The organism is Cellulomonas persica, from assembly GCF_007989825.1.
Taxonomy (GTDB): domain Bacteria; phylum Actinomycetota; class Actinomycetes; order Actinomycetales; family Cellulomonadaceae; genus Cellulomonas; species Cellulomonas persica.
Window position 1 is genome coordinate 203,835 of the sequence record NZ_BJUA01000006.1, and the last position, 13,918, is coordinate 217,752.

At 73.5% G+C, this 13,918-nt stretch carries 11 protein-coding genes and 1 riboswitch; of the genes, 6 read left to right on the forward strand and 5 right to left on the reverse strand.

From position 1 onward, the window contains the following. Positions 1-7: 7 nt before the first annotated feature. Entirely contained in the window at positions 8-1,654 is a 1,647-nt protein-coding gene (locus CPE01_RS07955) for an ABC transporter substrate-binding protein (RefSeq protein ID WP_146806110.1), read from the reverse strand. 207 nt (positions 1,655-1,861) lie between these two features. Further along, a riboswitch (TPP riboswitch) is annotated at positions 1,862-1,981 on the forward strand. A gap of 112 nt (positions 1,982-2,093) precedes the next feature. On the opposite strand from CPE01_RS07955, the gene CPE01_RS07960 reads away from it, so the two are divergent. The 5 genes from CPE01_RS07960 to CPE01_RS07980 are packed head-to-tail and all read left to right on the forward strand — an operon-like array spanning position 2,094 to position 6,275. Further along, entirely contained in the window at positions 2,094-2,810 is a 717-nt protein-coding gene (locus CPE01_RS07960; protein ID WP_186811463.1) for a YkoF family thiamine/hydroxymethylpyrimidine-binding protein, read from the forward strand. Then, the gene (locus CPE01_RS07965; protein WP_146806112.1) at positions 2,807-3,433 is read left to right on the forward strand and encodes an ECF transporter S component; all 627 of its coding nucleotides are present in this window, start codon (positions 2,807-2,809) and stop codon (positions 3,431-3,433) included. The genes CPE01_RS07960 and CPE01_RS07965 overlap by 4 nt, the downstream gene beginning before the upstream one ends. Beyond that, positions 3,430-4,932, forward strand: a complete 1,503-nt coding sequence (locus CPE01_RS07970; RefSeq protein ID WP_146806113.1) for an ABC transporter ATP-binding protein — start codon at positions 3,430-3,432, stop codon at positions 4,930-4,932. Before CPE01_RS07965 ends, CPE01_RS07970 begins: the two co-directional genes overlap by 4 nt. Beyond that, the gene (locus CPE01_RS07975; RefSeq protein WP_146806114.1) at positions 4,929-5,759 is read left to right on the forward strand and encodes an energy-coupling factor transporter transmembrane component T family protein; all 831 of its coding nucleotides are present in this window, start codon (positions 4,929-4,931) and stop codon (positions 5,757-5,759) included. The genes CPE01_RS07970 and CPE01_RS07975 overlap by 4 nt, the downstream gene beginning before the upstream one ends. Positions 5,760-5,786: 27 nt before the next feature. Then, the gene (locus tag CPE01_RS07980) at positions 5,787-6,275 is read left to right on the forward strand and encodes an NUDIX domain-containing protein (RefSeq protein WP_146806115.1); all 489 of its coding nucleotides are present in this window, start codon (positions 5,787-5,789) and stop codon (positions 6,273-6,275) included. A gap of 90 nt (positions 6,276-6,365) precedes the next feature. On the opposite strand, the gene CPE01_RS07985 is transcribed toward CPE01_RS07980, so the two are convergent. From CPE01_RS07985 to CPE01_RS08000, 4 genes are all read right to left on the reverse strand, one after another. After that, positions 6,366-9,041, reverse strand: coding sequence for a phosphoenolpyruvate carboxylase (locus tag CPE01_RS07985; RefSeq protein WP_246783807.1), 2,676 nt, complete (start codon positions 9,039-9,041; stop codon positions 6,366-6,368). A 175-nt stretch (positions 9,042-9,216) separates the two neighbouring features. Continuing rightward, positions 9,217-9,981: a hypothetical protein gene (locus CPE01_RS07990; RefSeq protein WP_146806117.1), complete on the reverse strand. Its 765-nt coding sequence runs from the start codon at positions 9,979-9,981 to the stop codon at positions 9,217-9,219. A 154-nt stretch (positions 9,982-10,135) separates the two neighbouring features. Beyond that, complete coding sequence (locus CPE01_RS07995) at positions 10,136-12,055, reverse strand: threonine/serine exporter family protein (protein WP_146806118.1); 1,920 nt, start codon at positions 12,053-12,055, stop codon at positions 10,136-10,138. Positions 12,056-12,060: 5 nt separating this feature from the next. Beyond that, on the reverse strand, positions 12,061-12,429 hold the full coding sequence (locus CPE01_RS08000) for a DUF488 domain-containing protein (RefSeq protein WP_146806119.1): 369 nt from the start codon (positions 12,427-12,429) through the stop codon (positions 12,061-12,063). 99 nt (positions 12,430-12,528) lie between these two features. On the opposite strand from CPE01_RS08000, the gene CPE01_RS08005 reads away from it, so the two are divergent. Further along, entirely contained in the window at positions 12,529-13,902 is a 1,374-nt protein-coding gene (locus CPE01_RS08005; protein ID WP_146806120.1) for an APC family permease, read from the forward strand. Positions 13,903-13,918 lie beyond the last annotated feature (16 nt).

The following is a 13,918-nucleotide window of genomic DNA, read 5'->3' on the forward strand; positions in this document are numbered from 1 at the left end:
TCCGGGCTCACTTCGACAGGGCGCCGTAGCGGAACTTGAAGGATGCGTCGAGCGTGTCGGCGGCGCCCTTCACGTCCTTGCCGACGACCGCGACCTGCGCACCCTGCAGGTACGGGACGGTCGAGAGGTCGGCGGCGACCTTGTCCTGGATCTCCTCGATGATCGAGGTGCGCTCGGCCGGCTCGGTCGTGACGGCCTGCTGCAGGATGAGGTCGTTGACCTCCCGGTTCACGTAGTGGTTGACCAGGAAGTTCTCGGTGAGGAAGAACGGCGTCAGGTAGTTGTCGGCGTCGGAGTAGTCCGGGAACCAGCCGAGCTGGTAGGCGGGGTAGACGTCCGACGAGCGGTCCTTCGAGTACTGCACCCACTCGGTCGTCTGCAGGTCGACCGCGAACAGGCCGCTGTCCTCGAGCTGGTCCTTGATCATCGCGTACTCGTCGGCCGAGGACGGGCCGTAGTGGTCGTTCGAGTACTGCAGGCTCAGCGCGACGGGCGTCGTGACACCCGCGGCCTCGAGCGCCGCCTTCGCCTTGTCCACGTCGGGACCGCCCGACCCGTCGCCGTACAGACCCTTGAGCGACTCGGTCGCGCCCGTCAGCCCGGCCGGGACGTAGGAGTACAGCGGCGTGTAGGTGCCCTTGTAGACCTGCTCGGCGATCGCGTCACGGTCGATGAGGTGCGCGACCGCCTGGCGGACCGCGAGCGCCTTGGCGGGGTCCGGCTCGGCGGACTTGGCGCCGTACGGCTGGGTGTCGAAGTTGAAGACGACGTAGCGGATCTCGCCACCGGGGCCGTCGACGACCTGCACCTTGTCGTCACCGCGCAGGTCGCCGATGTCGGTGGCCGTCAGGCTGCGCCACGCGACGTCGATGTTGCCCTGCTGGATGTCGAGCTTGAGGTTGGACGCGTCGGCGTAGTACTTCACGTTGACCTCGGGGGTCTTGGCGGCGCCGAGGATGCCCTGGTAGCCGTCGTACGCCTCGTACGTGACCAGGTTGTTGAAGTCGTAGCTCGTGATCACGTACTGCCCGGCGAACGCGTTGCCCTTGACGATGTCGTCGTCCGGGGTGATCGCGTCGGCGGCGAACACCTCCTCGTCCACGATCGGGCCGACGGGGCTCGACAGGATCTGCGGGAAGACCTGGTCGTTGTCCGACTTGAGGTGGAAGACGACCGTCGTGGGGTCGACGGCCTCGACGCTGTCGAGGTTGTAGAGCAGCGACGACGGCCCGTTCTCGGCGGCGATGGCCACCTGGCGGTCGAAGCTGAACTTCACGTCCGACGAGGTCAGGTCGTGGCCGTTGGCCCACTTGAGGCCCGGCTTGAGCGTGACGGTGTACTCGCTGGGCGAGGTGAACTCGGCCGACTCGGCGATGTCGGGCTCGACGTCGGGGCTCCCGTACGGCGTGTTCAGCAGGAACGGGAACACCTGGTTCATGATCGCGAACGAGCCGTTGTCGTACGAGCCGGCGGGGTCCAGCGTCGTCACCTTGTCGGTCGTCCCGATCGTGAGGCTGCCACCGCCCGCGCCTCCACCGTTCGTCGCGGCGTCGTCGGTGCCGTTGTCGGACGAGCAGGCCGTGAGCGCAAGCCCGACAGCCGTGAGACCTGCGGCCGTCGCGACCAGGCGACGACGGGTGCGTGCGGAGGTCATCCGTCACCTCTTCCGTGGGGGCCGGCTGGAGACCGGCCGGTTACGTGATGGGGGATGTGTAGCACATTGGTGTGACCTGGGTAACTTGCGTCTTACCGGTGAGTAACATCCCGATATCGGTTCGGTCACGGAGGGAACAGGTCGCCTGCGTCCATCCACCGGGACGCCGGTTCCGGACCTCCGCCGCGGCGCGCTACGGTCGTCGGGACAAAGCCCCCGGGGAGCGCAGGAGCGCTGAGAGTGCGGCCGGACACCACGTCCCACCCGCAGACCCGTGGAACCTGACCTGGTTCGCACCAGCGTAGGGAGCAGGGCGTGCGTCGCCGGCGGCCGCCGGCGCGCGGTCGCGTCGCCGCAGTCCGGACGACGAGGCCGGGTGTCGGCGTCCGTCGGAGGATGCCGGCTGCCCGGGGGTCCGGCACTCCCGAAGGAGCCACCCGTGACCCTCCAGCCCGACACGCGCCAGCCCGACACGCGCCAGCCCGACTCCCGCCAGGCCGAGACCCGCCAGCCCGACGACCCCCGACCGGGGACGGCACCCCGTCGTACTCCCCCGTCACCGGCGGACCTCGGCATCGGTGCGCGCCTGTCGCTGCACCCGCACCGCGAGGACTTCGTCGACGTGATCGTCGACGCGCTGGACGCCGCACCCGCCGACGACGTCGAGGTCACCACCGACGACGTCACGACGTTCGTGCGCGGCACCGAGGAGGCCGTCGTGCACTACGTGCGCGACGTGGTCGTCGCCGCCGCACGTGCGGGCGGGCACCTCGTCGCGCACCTGCAGCTCTCGCGCGGCTGCCCGGGTGAGGTCGACTGCGCGCTGGCCGACGACGCCGTCCTCGTCACGGGGCAGGCGCCGACGCTGCCGACCACGGGTGTGCGGACCGCGGCGCACTGGTCGCTGTACCCGCTCGACGACGGGGGTCCGGGCCGCGCGGGCGACCACATGGCGGCGATCACCGCGGCGATCGACGCCGCCCGTGAGCGGGTGGAGGTCACGCCCGAGCACTTCGTCACGCGCCTCGACGGCGACCTCGCCGACGTCCTGTCGACCGTCGTCGCGGGTTGGCTCGGCGCCGGCCGGACCGTGCGGCACGTCGTCACGCACGTGACGCTCTCGATCGCGTCGCCCTCGTGGGAGGCGGACCGATGAGCGCCCGGCGCGGCCTGACGCTCGGCGACCTCGTGCTGCTCGCCGTCCTCGCGGTGGTGCTCGGATTCCTCTACTGGGCCCTCGTGCAGCTCTGGGGCGCGCTGCAGCTCGCGATGGGGCCGTTCGGCGACCTCGCGCAGCACGTGCTCGCGGGCGGCTGGATGGTCGCCGCTCCTCTGGCCACGTACATCGTGCGCAAGCCGCTCGTGGGGATCGTCGTCGAGATCCTCGCGGCGTTCGTCGAGGTCGTGTTCCTCGCCTCGCCCGTCGGGCCGATGCTGCTCGTCGTCGGCCTCGTGCAGGGCGCGGGTGCCGAGCTGCCGTTCGCGCTCACGCGGTACCGCCGGTACGGGTGGGGCGTGTTCGTCGCCTCGGGCGTGAGCGCGGCGCTCGCCTCGGTGGTCATGGGCACGATCCGGTTCGGGTGGCTGCAGCAGGACTGGTTCGCGTGGCGGCTCGGGCTGACGCTCGTCTCGAGCGTCCTGCTGTGCGGGCTGCTCGCACGCGTGCTGGGCGACGCCCTTGCGCGCACGGGCGTGCTGGACAACACCGCGCTGGGGCGTGCGCGGCGCGCGGCCGCACGTCCGGGCGCGCCGGCGCACGACGAGGTCCCGGTCGCGTGATCGAGACGTCCGCCCTGGGCGTCGCGTACCCGGGCCGCGCGCCCGTGCTGCGCGACCTCACGCTGCGCGTCGACGCCGGCGAGCGCGTGCTCCTGCTCGGGCCCTCGGGCTCGGGCAAGAGCACGCTGCTGCGCGTGCTCGCCGGCGTCGTGCCCCAGCTCGTCGACGCCGACGTGTCCGGACGCGTGCTCGTCGCCGGGCAGGACGCGACGACGACCGATCCCGCGACGCTCGCCCGCGACGTCGGCACGCTCACGCAGAACCCGGCCGACCAGCTCTGCCTGCCGAGCGTCGAGGAGGAGGTCGCCTTCCCGCTCGAGAACCGCGCCTGGCCGCGCGAGCGGATCGAGCAGGCGGTCGCGCACGCGCTCGCCCGGGTCGGTGCGACCCACCTGCGTCACCGGCGCACGGCCGAGCTCTCGGGCGGCGAGGGGCAACGAGTCGCGCTCGCGGCGACGCTCGCGGCGGCGCCCGAGCTCCTGCTGCTCGACGAGCCGACCGCGCTGCTCGACCCCGCGGCCGCACGCGAGGTCGGGCGCCTGCTACGGCCCGCGGGCGGGGCGCAGGTCCTCGTCGAGCACCGGCTGGACGAGGTCGTCGACCTGCCCGATCGCACGGTCGTGCTGGACGACGACGGGCGTCTCGTCGCCGACGGCCCCACGCGCGAGGTCCTGCACGACGAGGCCGGCAGGTGGCATGCGCTCGGCGTCCGCCTGCCGGGCGCACCGTGGACCGCGCGCGCCACCAGACGCACGACGGCCGGCTCGACGGCCGCCGGCTCACGCGACGTCGGCACCCGCACGACACGCGTGCTGCGGGCGCGAGGGCTCGGCGTCCGGCGGGGCGGCCGCGACGTGCTCATGGGCGTCGACCTCGACGTCCACGCCGGACGCGTCACGGCCGTCGTCGGGCTCAACGGGTCCGGCAAGAGCACGCTCCTGCTCGCGCTCGCGGGCCTCCTGCCATACACGGGCGGTGTGGAGGGCGGCAGCGTCGGACTCGTGTTCCAGCAGCCCGAGCAGCAGTTCCTCACGCGCACGGTCGCAGACGAGGTCGCCTGGGGGCCGCGCCGGGCCCGGATGCCCGATCCCGAGGGCCTCGCGCGACGCGCGCTGGCGGCCGCGGCGCTCGAGCACCTGGCCGACCACGACCCGTTCCGGCTCTCGGGCGGGCAGCAACGGCGGCTGTCCGTCGCCGCCGCCGCGGTGTGCGGGCACGACGTCCTGCTGGCCGACGAGCCGACGTTCGGCCAGGACGGACGCACCACCGCGGCGACCGTCGCACTGCTGCGCTCGCTGGCCGACGAGGGCCGCGGGCTCGTCGTCGTGACGCACGACCTCGCGCTCGTCGCGGACCTCGCCGACGACCTCGTCGTCCTCGCCGACGGACGCGTGCTCGCACACGGGCCCGCCGCCGACCTGCTCTCCGCGGCGCCTCACGGGCCGCTGCGGACGGCAGGGCTCGTGCCCGCGGACGACCACGCGCAGGCGCACGCATGACGTCCTGCTCCCCCGCCCGCTTCGGTCGGGCCCTCGCGCACGACTCCGTGCTGCACCGCCGCAACCCGACCGTCAAGCTCGTCGTGCTCCTCGCGGTCTCCAGCGCGCTGCTCGTGCCGGTCGACGTCGCGACGCCGACCCTCGTCGGGCTCCTGCTCGTGCCCGCCGCAGCCCTCGCCGGCCGTCTCCCCGCGCGCACGCTCGCCACCGCGTGCGCGGCGTTCGCACCGTTCGCCGCCTCGCTGCTGGCCGTCAACGCCGTGACGCGCGACGGCGACGTGCTCGCGCGGGTCGCCGGGCTCGAGGTGACGCGCACGGGCCTCGTCGTCGGGACGTCGCTCGCGATCCGCACGCTCGTCGTCGGGGCGCTCGCCGTGGTGTTCACGGCCACCACCGACGGTCCACGGCTCATGACGAGCCTGCACCAGCACGCCCGCCTGCCCGCGCGCGTGACGTACGCGATCCTCGCGGGCTACCGCGTGCTCGAAGGGCTGCCCGAGGCCTGGACGACGATCCGGCGCGCGCAGGCCGTGCGCGACCCCAGCCGCCGGCGCGGCGCACCCCTGCCGCGCGACCCGGCCTCGCTGGCCCGCGCCGCGTTCGCGCTGCTGGTCGGCGCGCTGCGTCAGGGTGAACGGCTCTCGGTCACGCTCCAGCTGCGCGGGCTCGGCGCAGGTCCGCGCACCGTGCTGCGACCCGTCCCGCTGGCCGCGGCGGACGCCGCGCTCGCGCTCGTCGCGCTCGGCGCGTGCGGCCTCGCGCTGCTCGCGTCGTGGCGTGCGGGCTGGTTGCTCACCTGGTCCACACTCGGGTCCTCGTCACCGTGACCGGCGCGCGCACGGCAGACTCCAGGGGTGAACGACACGAGCCGCTACCGCAGCGACGACCACCTGGGCCACCGCACGCTGCTCGTCGCGGCCGCGTACGTCGTGCTGCGGCGCGGCGACGACGTCCTGCTGCAGCTCCGCCAGGGCACGGGCTACATGGACGGCCGGTGGGGGCTGCTCGCGGGCCACGTCGACCCGGGTGAGTCCGTGCACGAGGCCGCCGTGCGGGAGGCCGCAGAGGAGAGCGGCGTCCGCGTCGACGTGGCCGACCTCGAGCCGCTGACGGTGCTGCACCGGTTCGAGCGGACCGGGCCGCCCGTCGAGCAGCGCGTCGACGTCTTCTTCCTCGCGCGAGCGTGGCAGGGCGAGCCGCAGCTGCGCGAGCCCGACAAGAGCGCGCAGATGGGCTGGTTCCCGCTCGCGGCGCTGCCGGACGTCGTCCCGCACGAGCGGCTCGTGCTGGAGTCGCTCGCCGCGGGGACGCCGCTGCCCGCGGTGGTCTCGCTGCCACGCTGAGGCGCGGCGCACGAACGACGCGTCCCGCACGACGACGAGAGGGCCCCACCGGTCGACCGGGGAGCCCTCTCGTCGTGCGTGCGGCCGGTGTCAGCCGGTGTTCTGGACGCCGGCGGCCACACCGTTGACGGTGAGCAGCAGCAGGCGGCGCAGGTCGTCGTCCCGCTCGGGCGCGTCGCCCGTGCGCAGACCGCGCAGCGCGCGCAGCTGCAGCAGCGACAGCGCGTCGACGTACGGGCTGCGGAGCTGGACGGCACGGCCCAGGATGCGGCGCCGCGACAGCACCGCGTCGGAGTCCGTGATCGCGAGCACCCAGCGACGCGTGCGCGCCATCTCGTCGAGCACGAGCTGCGCGAAGTCCTCACGGTCGCCGAGCGCGAGGTAGCGCGCCGCGATCCGCTCGTCGGTCTTGGCCAGCGACATCTCGACGTTGTCGATGATCGTCGCGAACAGCGGCCAGTGCTGGTACGCCGAGCGCAGCTCGTCGAGGTCGGCGACCGTCTCCAGCGCGGTGCCCAGGCCGTACCAGCCGGCGAGGTTGATGCGGGCCTGCGACCAGGAGAACACCCACGGGATGGCGCGCAGGTCGTCGAGGCTCGAGACCGACAGGCCGCGGCGCGCGGGGCGCGAGCCGATCGGCAGCAGGCCGATCTCCTCGAGCGGCGTGACCTCGGCGAACCACTGAGGGAAGCCCTCGGCGCGGACGAGCTCGTGGAAGTGCGTGCGCGAGGCCTCGTCGAGCCGGGACGCGAGCGGCTGGAACCGCTCGGCCGCCTCCGCGTTGTGCCGCTCGACGCTCGGGGCACCCGCGAGCAGCGTCGCGGCGACGACCTGCTCGATGTGCCGAGCCGCGATGTGCGGGTCGCCGTAGCGGGCGAAGATGACCTCGCCCTGCTCGGTGAGCTTGAACCGGCCGTCGACCGAGCCCGGGGGCTGCGCGAGGAGCGCGCGGTTGGCGGGACCACCGCCACGCCCGAGCGCGCCGCCACGGCCGTGGAACAGCGTCAGGACGATCTCGTTGTCGCGAGCCCACTGCGTGATGCGGCGCTGCGCGTCGTCGAGCGCGAGCGTCGCCGACAGCGGACCGACGTCCTTGGACGAGTCCGAGTAGCCGAGCATGACCTCGACGCGTCGGCCGTTCTCGGCCAGGCGCTTACGCACCTGCGGCAGCTCGAGCGCCGCCTGCAGGATGTCCACGCTCGCCTCGAGGTCCGCGAACGTCTCGAACAACGGGATCGCGTCGATCACCGGCACGTTCTCGGCGCCGCCGTACGCCAGCTCGGCGAGCTCGTAGACCGCGGCCAGGTGCTCGGGTGCCTGCGTGAACGAGACGATGTAGCGGCGAGCGGCGTCCGGCCCGAACCGCTTCTGGATCGTGCCGACGGTGCGGAACGTGTCGAGCACCTCGACCGTGCGCGGCTCGAGCTCCCCGTCGATCCCGTTCGCGGCGATGTCGGCCAGCGCCGCCGCGTGCACCTGCGAGTGCTGACGGAGCTCGAGCTCGGCGAGGTGGAAGCCGAACGTCTGCACCTGCCACAGCAAGCGCTGCAGGTCGCCGTACGCCTGGCGGGTCGCGCCCGCGTCGACCAGGGAGCGCTGCACCACGAGCAGGTCCGCCTCGAGCTCCGCCGACGAGGCGTACGCGAGGTCCGCGTTGCGGCTGCGCGTCGCCGCGAGCCGCTCGACGACGAACAGCAGCTCGCGCCGGTGCGGCTCGTTGGGCGACTCGGCCGACACGCGCGACGCGATGGGCTCGGACAGCGAGCGCTGCCGCTGCCACAGCGCGTTGAGCTCGGACGACGCGGGCGTTCCCCCGCCGTCGAGCGTCAGGCCGGCGGCGGTGCGCGCGGCCGACCTCTCGAGCTCGACGAGCGCCTGCTCCGAGGCGAGCTGCGCGGCCGAGCGCGTGATCTCGGCGGTGACGTTCGGGTTGCCGTCGCGGTCGCCACCGATCCACGAGCCGAGGCGCGCGAACGGCCGCACGACGGGCTGCTGCGTCCCGGCGTCGCCGTCGAGCAGCCAGTCGTCGAGCCGGCGGTAGACCGCGGGCAGCACGTCGGCGAGCGTGGACTCGAAGACCCCGAGGACCGTGCGGACCTCGTCGAGCACGCTGGGCTTGGCCTGCCGCAGCGGAGCGGTCCGCCACAGCGTGTCGATCTCCGCCAGCAGGCGGCGGTCGTTCTCGGCGAGGGACATGCCGCCGGTGGTGCGCACGTCGCGCTCGGCGACGAGCTCCGCGATGCGACGGATCGAGCGCGAGACGGCACGCCGACGCGCCTCGGTCGGGTGCGCCGTGAGCACGGGACGGAACTCGACCTCGCGCAGGCGGCGTCGCGCCTCGTCCTCGCCGACCTCGTCGGCGAGCTGCACGACGGCAGCCGGCAGGGAGTCGTCCGGCGTCAGCGCGTGCGGGTCCGTCTGCGCCTCGCGCTCACGCAGCACCCGGACGCGGTGGTACTCCTCGGCGGTGTTCGCGAGGTGGAAGTAGCACGTGAACGCGCGGGCGACCTGCTCCGCGCGGTCCAGCGTGAAGCCCGCGACGAGCTCCTCGGCGAGCGCCAGGGCGTCGCTCTCGGGCTCGTCGTGCGCGCGGATCGCGAGCTCACGCAGCCGCTCGACGTCCTCGAGCAGCTCGTCGCCGCCGGACTCACGCAGCACCCGCCCCAGGAACTCACCGAGCACCCGGACGTCGTTGCGGAGCGGTTCAGGGACCTCGTGGCGGGCGGAGCCGCGCCGGTTCTCGTGCGGAGCAGTTGGTGCTGTCACGCGGACAACATAAGGCACGGGTCTTTCGTCCCGGGTTCTCGTTCCACCGCCTGGGCAGAACCGACCGTCGCGACGAACGGAGGCACCGGGACGCCCGAGAGCGGCACCGCCCGGGTCCCGGCACGCCACGGGCCTGGCGCCGCGAGGCGACGCCAGGCCCGTGTGCGGGAAGGGCTCAGTCCAGCGCGATCGAGGACGCCGATGCCGACGACGTGCGCACGATCTGCACCGACTTCGACTTGCTCGAGACGATGTAGTCCTGCTTCTCGATCTTGGCGTAGGTGTAGCCGAGGCCGAGCTTCGTCGTCGTCAGCTTGAAGTAGCCGGACGACTGCGCCTTGGCCGTGCCGATCAGCTTGTAGGTCTTGGACCCCTTCTTCTTGAAGTAGACCTTGATCGTCTTGCCCTTGGTGTCGACGCCCGGGCTCGCGTAGCCGGTCAGCGTCGCGCTGCCACCGATCGTGCCGTAGACGCTGGCGATCTCGACGGCCGGCTTGACGCGGATCGTCTGCGAGACGGTCGCCGACTTCGCGACGACCGAACCGCCGGTCTTGACCCGGACGGTGGCCTTCCAGATGCCCGCCTTGTGCAGCGTCGAGCAGACGAAGGACTTGACCTTGTTGGTGCCGTTCACGACCTTGGACTCGACCGTGTAGGAGTTGATCTTCTCCGTCGAGCGCGTCAGCGTGATGTCGGCGTAGTAGTCCTTGCTGCTGCTCAGACCGGACGCCGAGAAGCTCCAGTAGAGGTACTTGCAGGTGCTCGGCGACTTGCGCTGGTCGAACTTGTTGACCGTCACCGTGGCAGCGGCCGGCTGTGCCTCGGAAGCGACGGCCGGCGCCGCGACGGCGCTCGAGGCCGCGAGCGCGACTCCCGCCAGGACGGCGATCAGGCGCGCGCGCGTGGTGCTGCTCGCGGCGCTCTTGGTGTTCACGGTCATGCTGTGCTCTCCCCTGTTTCGTGTGCGCACCCTGAAGGGTGGGTGCGCGGGGAGGCTATCGGAGCGAAACCCGACATTGCCGACCATTCCGCGTGGTGTCACCCGAGTGCAGGGGGGTGTCGTGACGGCCTCATTCCTCCGGGTGAGCGCCTCGTCACTGCGGACGCCGCAGCCACCACCGGCTCTCGAGCGCCCACGAGCCCGCGCCGAGCCCCGTCAGCACGCCGAGCGAGATCGCGACCATGGTCGTGCCGGCCGTGACGACCGCGGTCAGGCCCTGGTCGGTCGACTCGCCCAGCACGGACGTGACTCCTACGAGCCCGAGCGCCCCGGGGACCAGGAGCCAGAACGCCGGAAGGATGCTCACCATCGCGGGCGGGCCGTCGGCGTACCGCGACACGACGAGCGCCACCGGGGTCATCGCCAGCGCACCGACGAACGCGGAGACCTGCGTCCCGAGCAGCGCGCCGCCGACGAGCTGCCCGGCGTAGGCGACGACGAGCACGAGCAGGATCCAGGGCACGGCCCGCCGGTGCGCGCTGTGCCGGATCGTCGCCCCGACGCCGAAGATCCCGACCCCCAGCCACGCGCCCACCCAGCCGAGCGCCTGGCCGCCCCCCGCCGTCAGCGCGGAGGCGGGGATCCCGACGAGGTTCGCGCCCGCGACGATGCCCAGGGCGAGCAGCACGAGCATCATCACGCCCGCGGACAGCCGAGCCGCGCCCGCGATCATCTGCCGCGTCGCGAGGTCGATGACGCCCGTGGTGAGCTGCGCGCCGGGCAGGAACGTGATGAGCGGTGCGACCAGCGCGGGCAGCAGCGTCACGTCGAGCCCCGTGCGCGACAGGGAGAACACGGCCGTCGCGACGACGAACGACGCCACCAGCACGACGATCGCCTGGTACGGCACGGCCCAGCGCGCGGTGGCCTTCTCGAAGGTCACCACGACCGCCCCCAGCACGGCCGCGAGCGCGACGTCGGTCAGCGAGCCGCCGAGCACCAGCGCGAGCCCCACCGCGGAGATCACGTACCCGAGCGCCTGCTGCCAGACGGCGTACGGCGACGAGCGCGCCACCGCGTCGGCGACGCGCCGCAGCCCCTCGGCCGGTTCGAGCGTGCCCGCACGCGCCAGGTCGGCGACCTCGAGCACGTCCTGCACCTGGTCGAGCCGCAGCGACCGGTAGCCCGCGCTGACGGCGACCGTGCGCACCTCGTGCGCGCGGGGCGTCGAGAGCAGCAGCGCGGTCGGGAGCGCGACGACCTCGACGTCCGGGATGCCGTTCGCGCGGGCGATGTGCTCGAGCGCGTCCTGCACCTGCACGACGGGGGCGGTCGTGTCGATCATCGCCTCGCCGAGCTGCAGGCAGAACCGGATGGTGTCGTCGACCGACGCCGGCTCCTCGCGCGGGCCCTGGACCGCCTCGGAGCGCCCGGTCGAGCCCAGGCCCGCGAGCACCTCGGCGACGACCAGGCCGCCGGTCTCCGCGCGCGTCCGCTCGCCGTCCCGGTCCGCCGGACCTGCCGAGCCGGCGCGGCTCCGAGCGCGAGCCGCCGCGACCGCGACGGGCGTCCGGCGCACCGTGGTGGAGACGTCGGCGCCGGAGGTCGGCCCGGCTCCCGTGGCGGCGGGCGCATCCTCGTCGAGCCCGGCCCCGGCCGCGGCGCTCGCGCGGGCCCGCCGCACCACCAGCGTGATCACCGCGGTCGCGGTGAGCAGCACGACGAGCGCGAGGGCGATCACGCCGACAGGGACCTCGCTCGTCGTCACGGTCGGGGGTGTGGACCAGACCGGCGCGACCGTCGTCGACGTCGGCGCGGGCGTGGGCGACGAGCCGGTGGGCGAGGTCGTGGGCGCGGGCGTGGTCGCGTCCGGCGTCGGCTCCGGCGTCGCGCTCGGGACGACCTCGGCCGGCTCGCTCGTCGCCGTCGTGGGCCCGGGCGACGCCGGCGCCTGCGGGGTGGGCCCGACCGTCACCTCGGGCGTCGTGGCGGAGGTCGGCGCCGGGGCTGCGGGCTGGTCGTCCACGGGCGCACCCGTGACGAGGTCGTCGTCGAGGGCCGTCCGGCCGGCCATCGGCGTCAGCGCGCCCGCTCGTCGTCGGGCAGCCGCGCGAGCAGGTCGGCCAGCACCGTGAGGTGGCTCAGCTCGACCTCGCGCGTGGCCGTGAGCAGCGTGGTGGGCTCGAGCCGGACGAGCGCGGCGAGGCGCGCGAACCCGTCCGCCGCGGGCTCCTGCGCGAGCTCGGCCTCGTACCGGCGCGCGAACTCGTCGTACGCCTCGGCGCGGTGCCCGTACCAGTGCCGCAGCTCGGTGCTCGGCGCCACCTCGGGCATCCACTCGTCGATCCGCGGGTCGTCCTTGCGGAACCCGCGCGGCCACAGCCGGTCGACGAGCACACGACGGCTCGCGTCGCTGACCTCGTCGTACACCCTGCCGACCGCCACCATGCGCCCATCATGCTCCGCCGACGGCCGTTCGACCCGGCGAGCCGCGACCGCCGCACCGCTCGCCGTGCGGGCTCGCGAACCGGCCCGCACACTCTGACGATGACCGCCGCACCGACCACGACCGACCGCCCGACGCGCCTGGCCCGCAACGTCACCGGCCCGCTGCTGTTCCTGTTCATGCTCGGAGACGTGCTGGGTGCGGGCGTCTACGCGCTCGTCGGCGAGCTGTCCGGCGAGGCCGGCGGCATGATCTGGCTGCCGCTGCTCGTCGCGCTCGGCATGGCGCTGCTGACCGCGGCGTCCTATGCCGAGCTGGTCACCAAGTACCCCCAGGCCGGCGGCTCCGCGGTCTACGCGCAGCGCGCGTTCGGCCGCCCGCTCGTGTCGTTCCTCGTCGGCTTCTGCATGCTCGCGGCGGGCGTGACCTCGGCCGCGGGGCTGTCGCTCGCGTTCGCGGGCGACTACCTGGGCACGTTCCTCGACGTGCCCGCGGTCCCCACCGCGATCGTGTTCCTCGCGCTCGTCGCCGCGCTCAACCTGCGCGGCATCAAGGAGTCGCTGCGCGCCAACGTCGTGATGACGGCGGTCGAGCTCAGCGGGCTCGTGCTCGTCGTCGTGCTGGGTGCGATCGTGCTCGGCCGCGGCGACGGCGACGTCACGCGCCTGAGCGAGCTGCCCGCCGAGACCGGGGTCGCGGCGGCGACGCTCGGCGGCGCGCTGATCGCGTTCTACTCGTTCGTCGGCTTCGAGACCTCGGCCAACATCGCCGAGGAGGTGCGCGACGTGCGCCGGGTCTACCCGCGCGCCCTGTTCGGGGCGATCGCCACGGCCGGGCTCGTGTACCTCCTCGTCGCGCTCGTCGCCCCCGCGGTCGTCCCGCTCGAGGACCTGCAGGCCTCGAGCGGTCCGCTGCTCGAGGTCGTGAAGGTCGCCGGCGGCGTGCCGCTCGAGCTGTTCTCCGTGGTCGCGCTCGTCGCCGTCGCGAACGGCGCGCTGCTCACGATGGTCATGGCGAGCCGCCTCACCTACGGCATGGCCGAGGAACGGCTCCTGCCGTCGGTGTTCGGTCGGGTCCTGCCGGGCCGTCGCACGCCGGTGGTCGCGATCGTCGCGACCACCGCGGTCGCGATGGCGCTCACGCTGACCGGGTCGCTCGCCGACCTGGCCTCGACCGTGGTGCTCCTGCTGCTGTTCGTCTTCCTCAGCACCAACGTGGCCGTCCTGGTCCTGCGGCGCGACCGCGTCGAGCACTCCCACTTCCGCGCCTGGACGCCCCTGCCGGTCCTCGCCGTCGGGACGTGCCTGCTGCTGCTGACCCAGCAGGAGGCCAAGCACTGGCTCCTGGCCGGGATCCTCCTCGCCCTCGGCGCGGTGCTGTACGTCGCGACCCGGCACCGCGACCACGCGAGCACCGACCGCGCCGAGGACGACGAGCGCGAGCACGAGGCCACGGAGGCGACGGAGGGTCGATGAGCCGCTCTGGCTGATC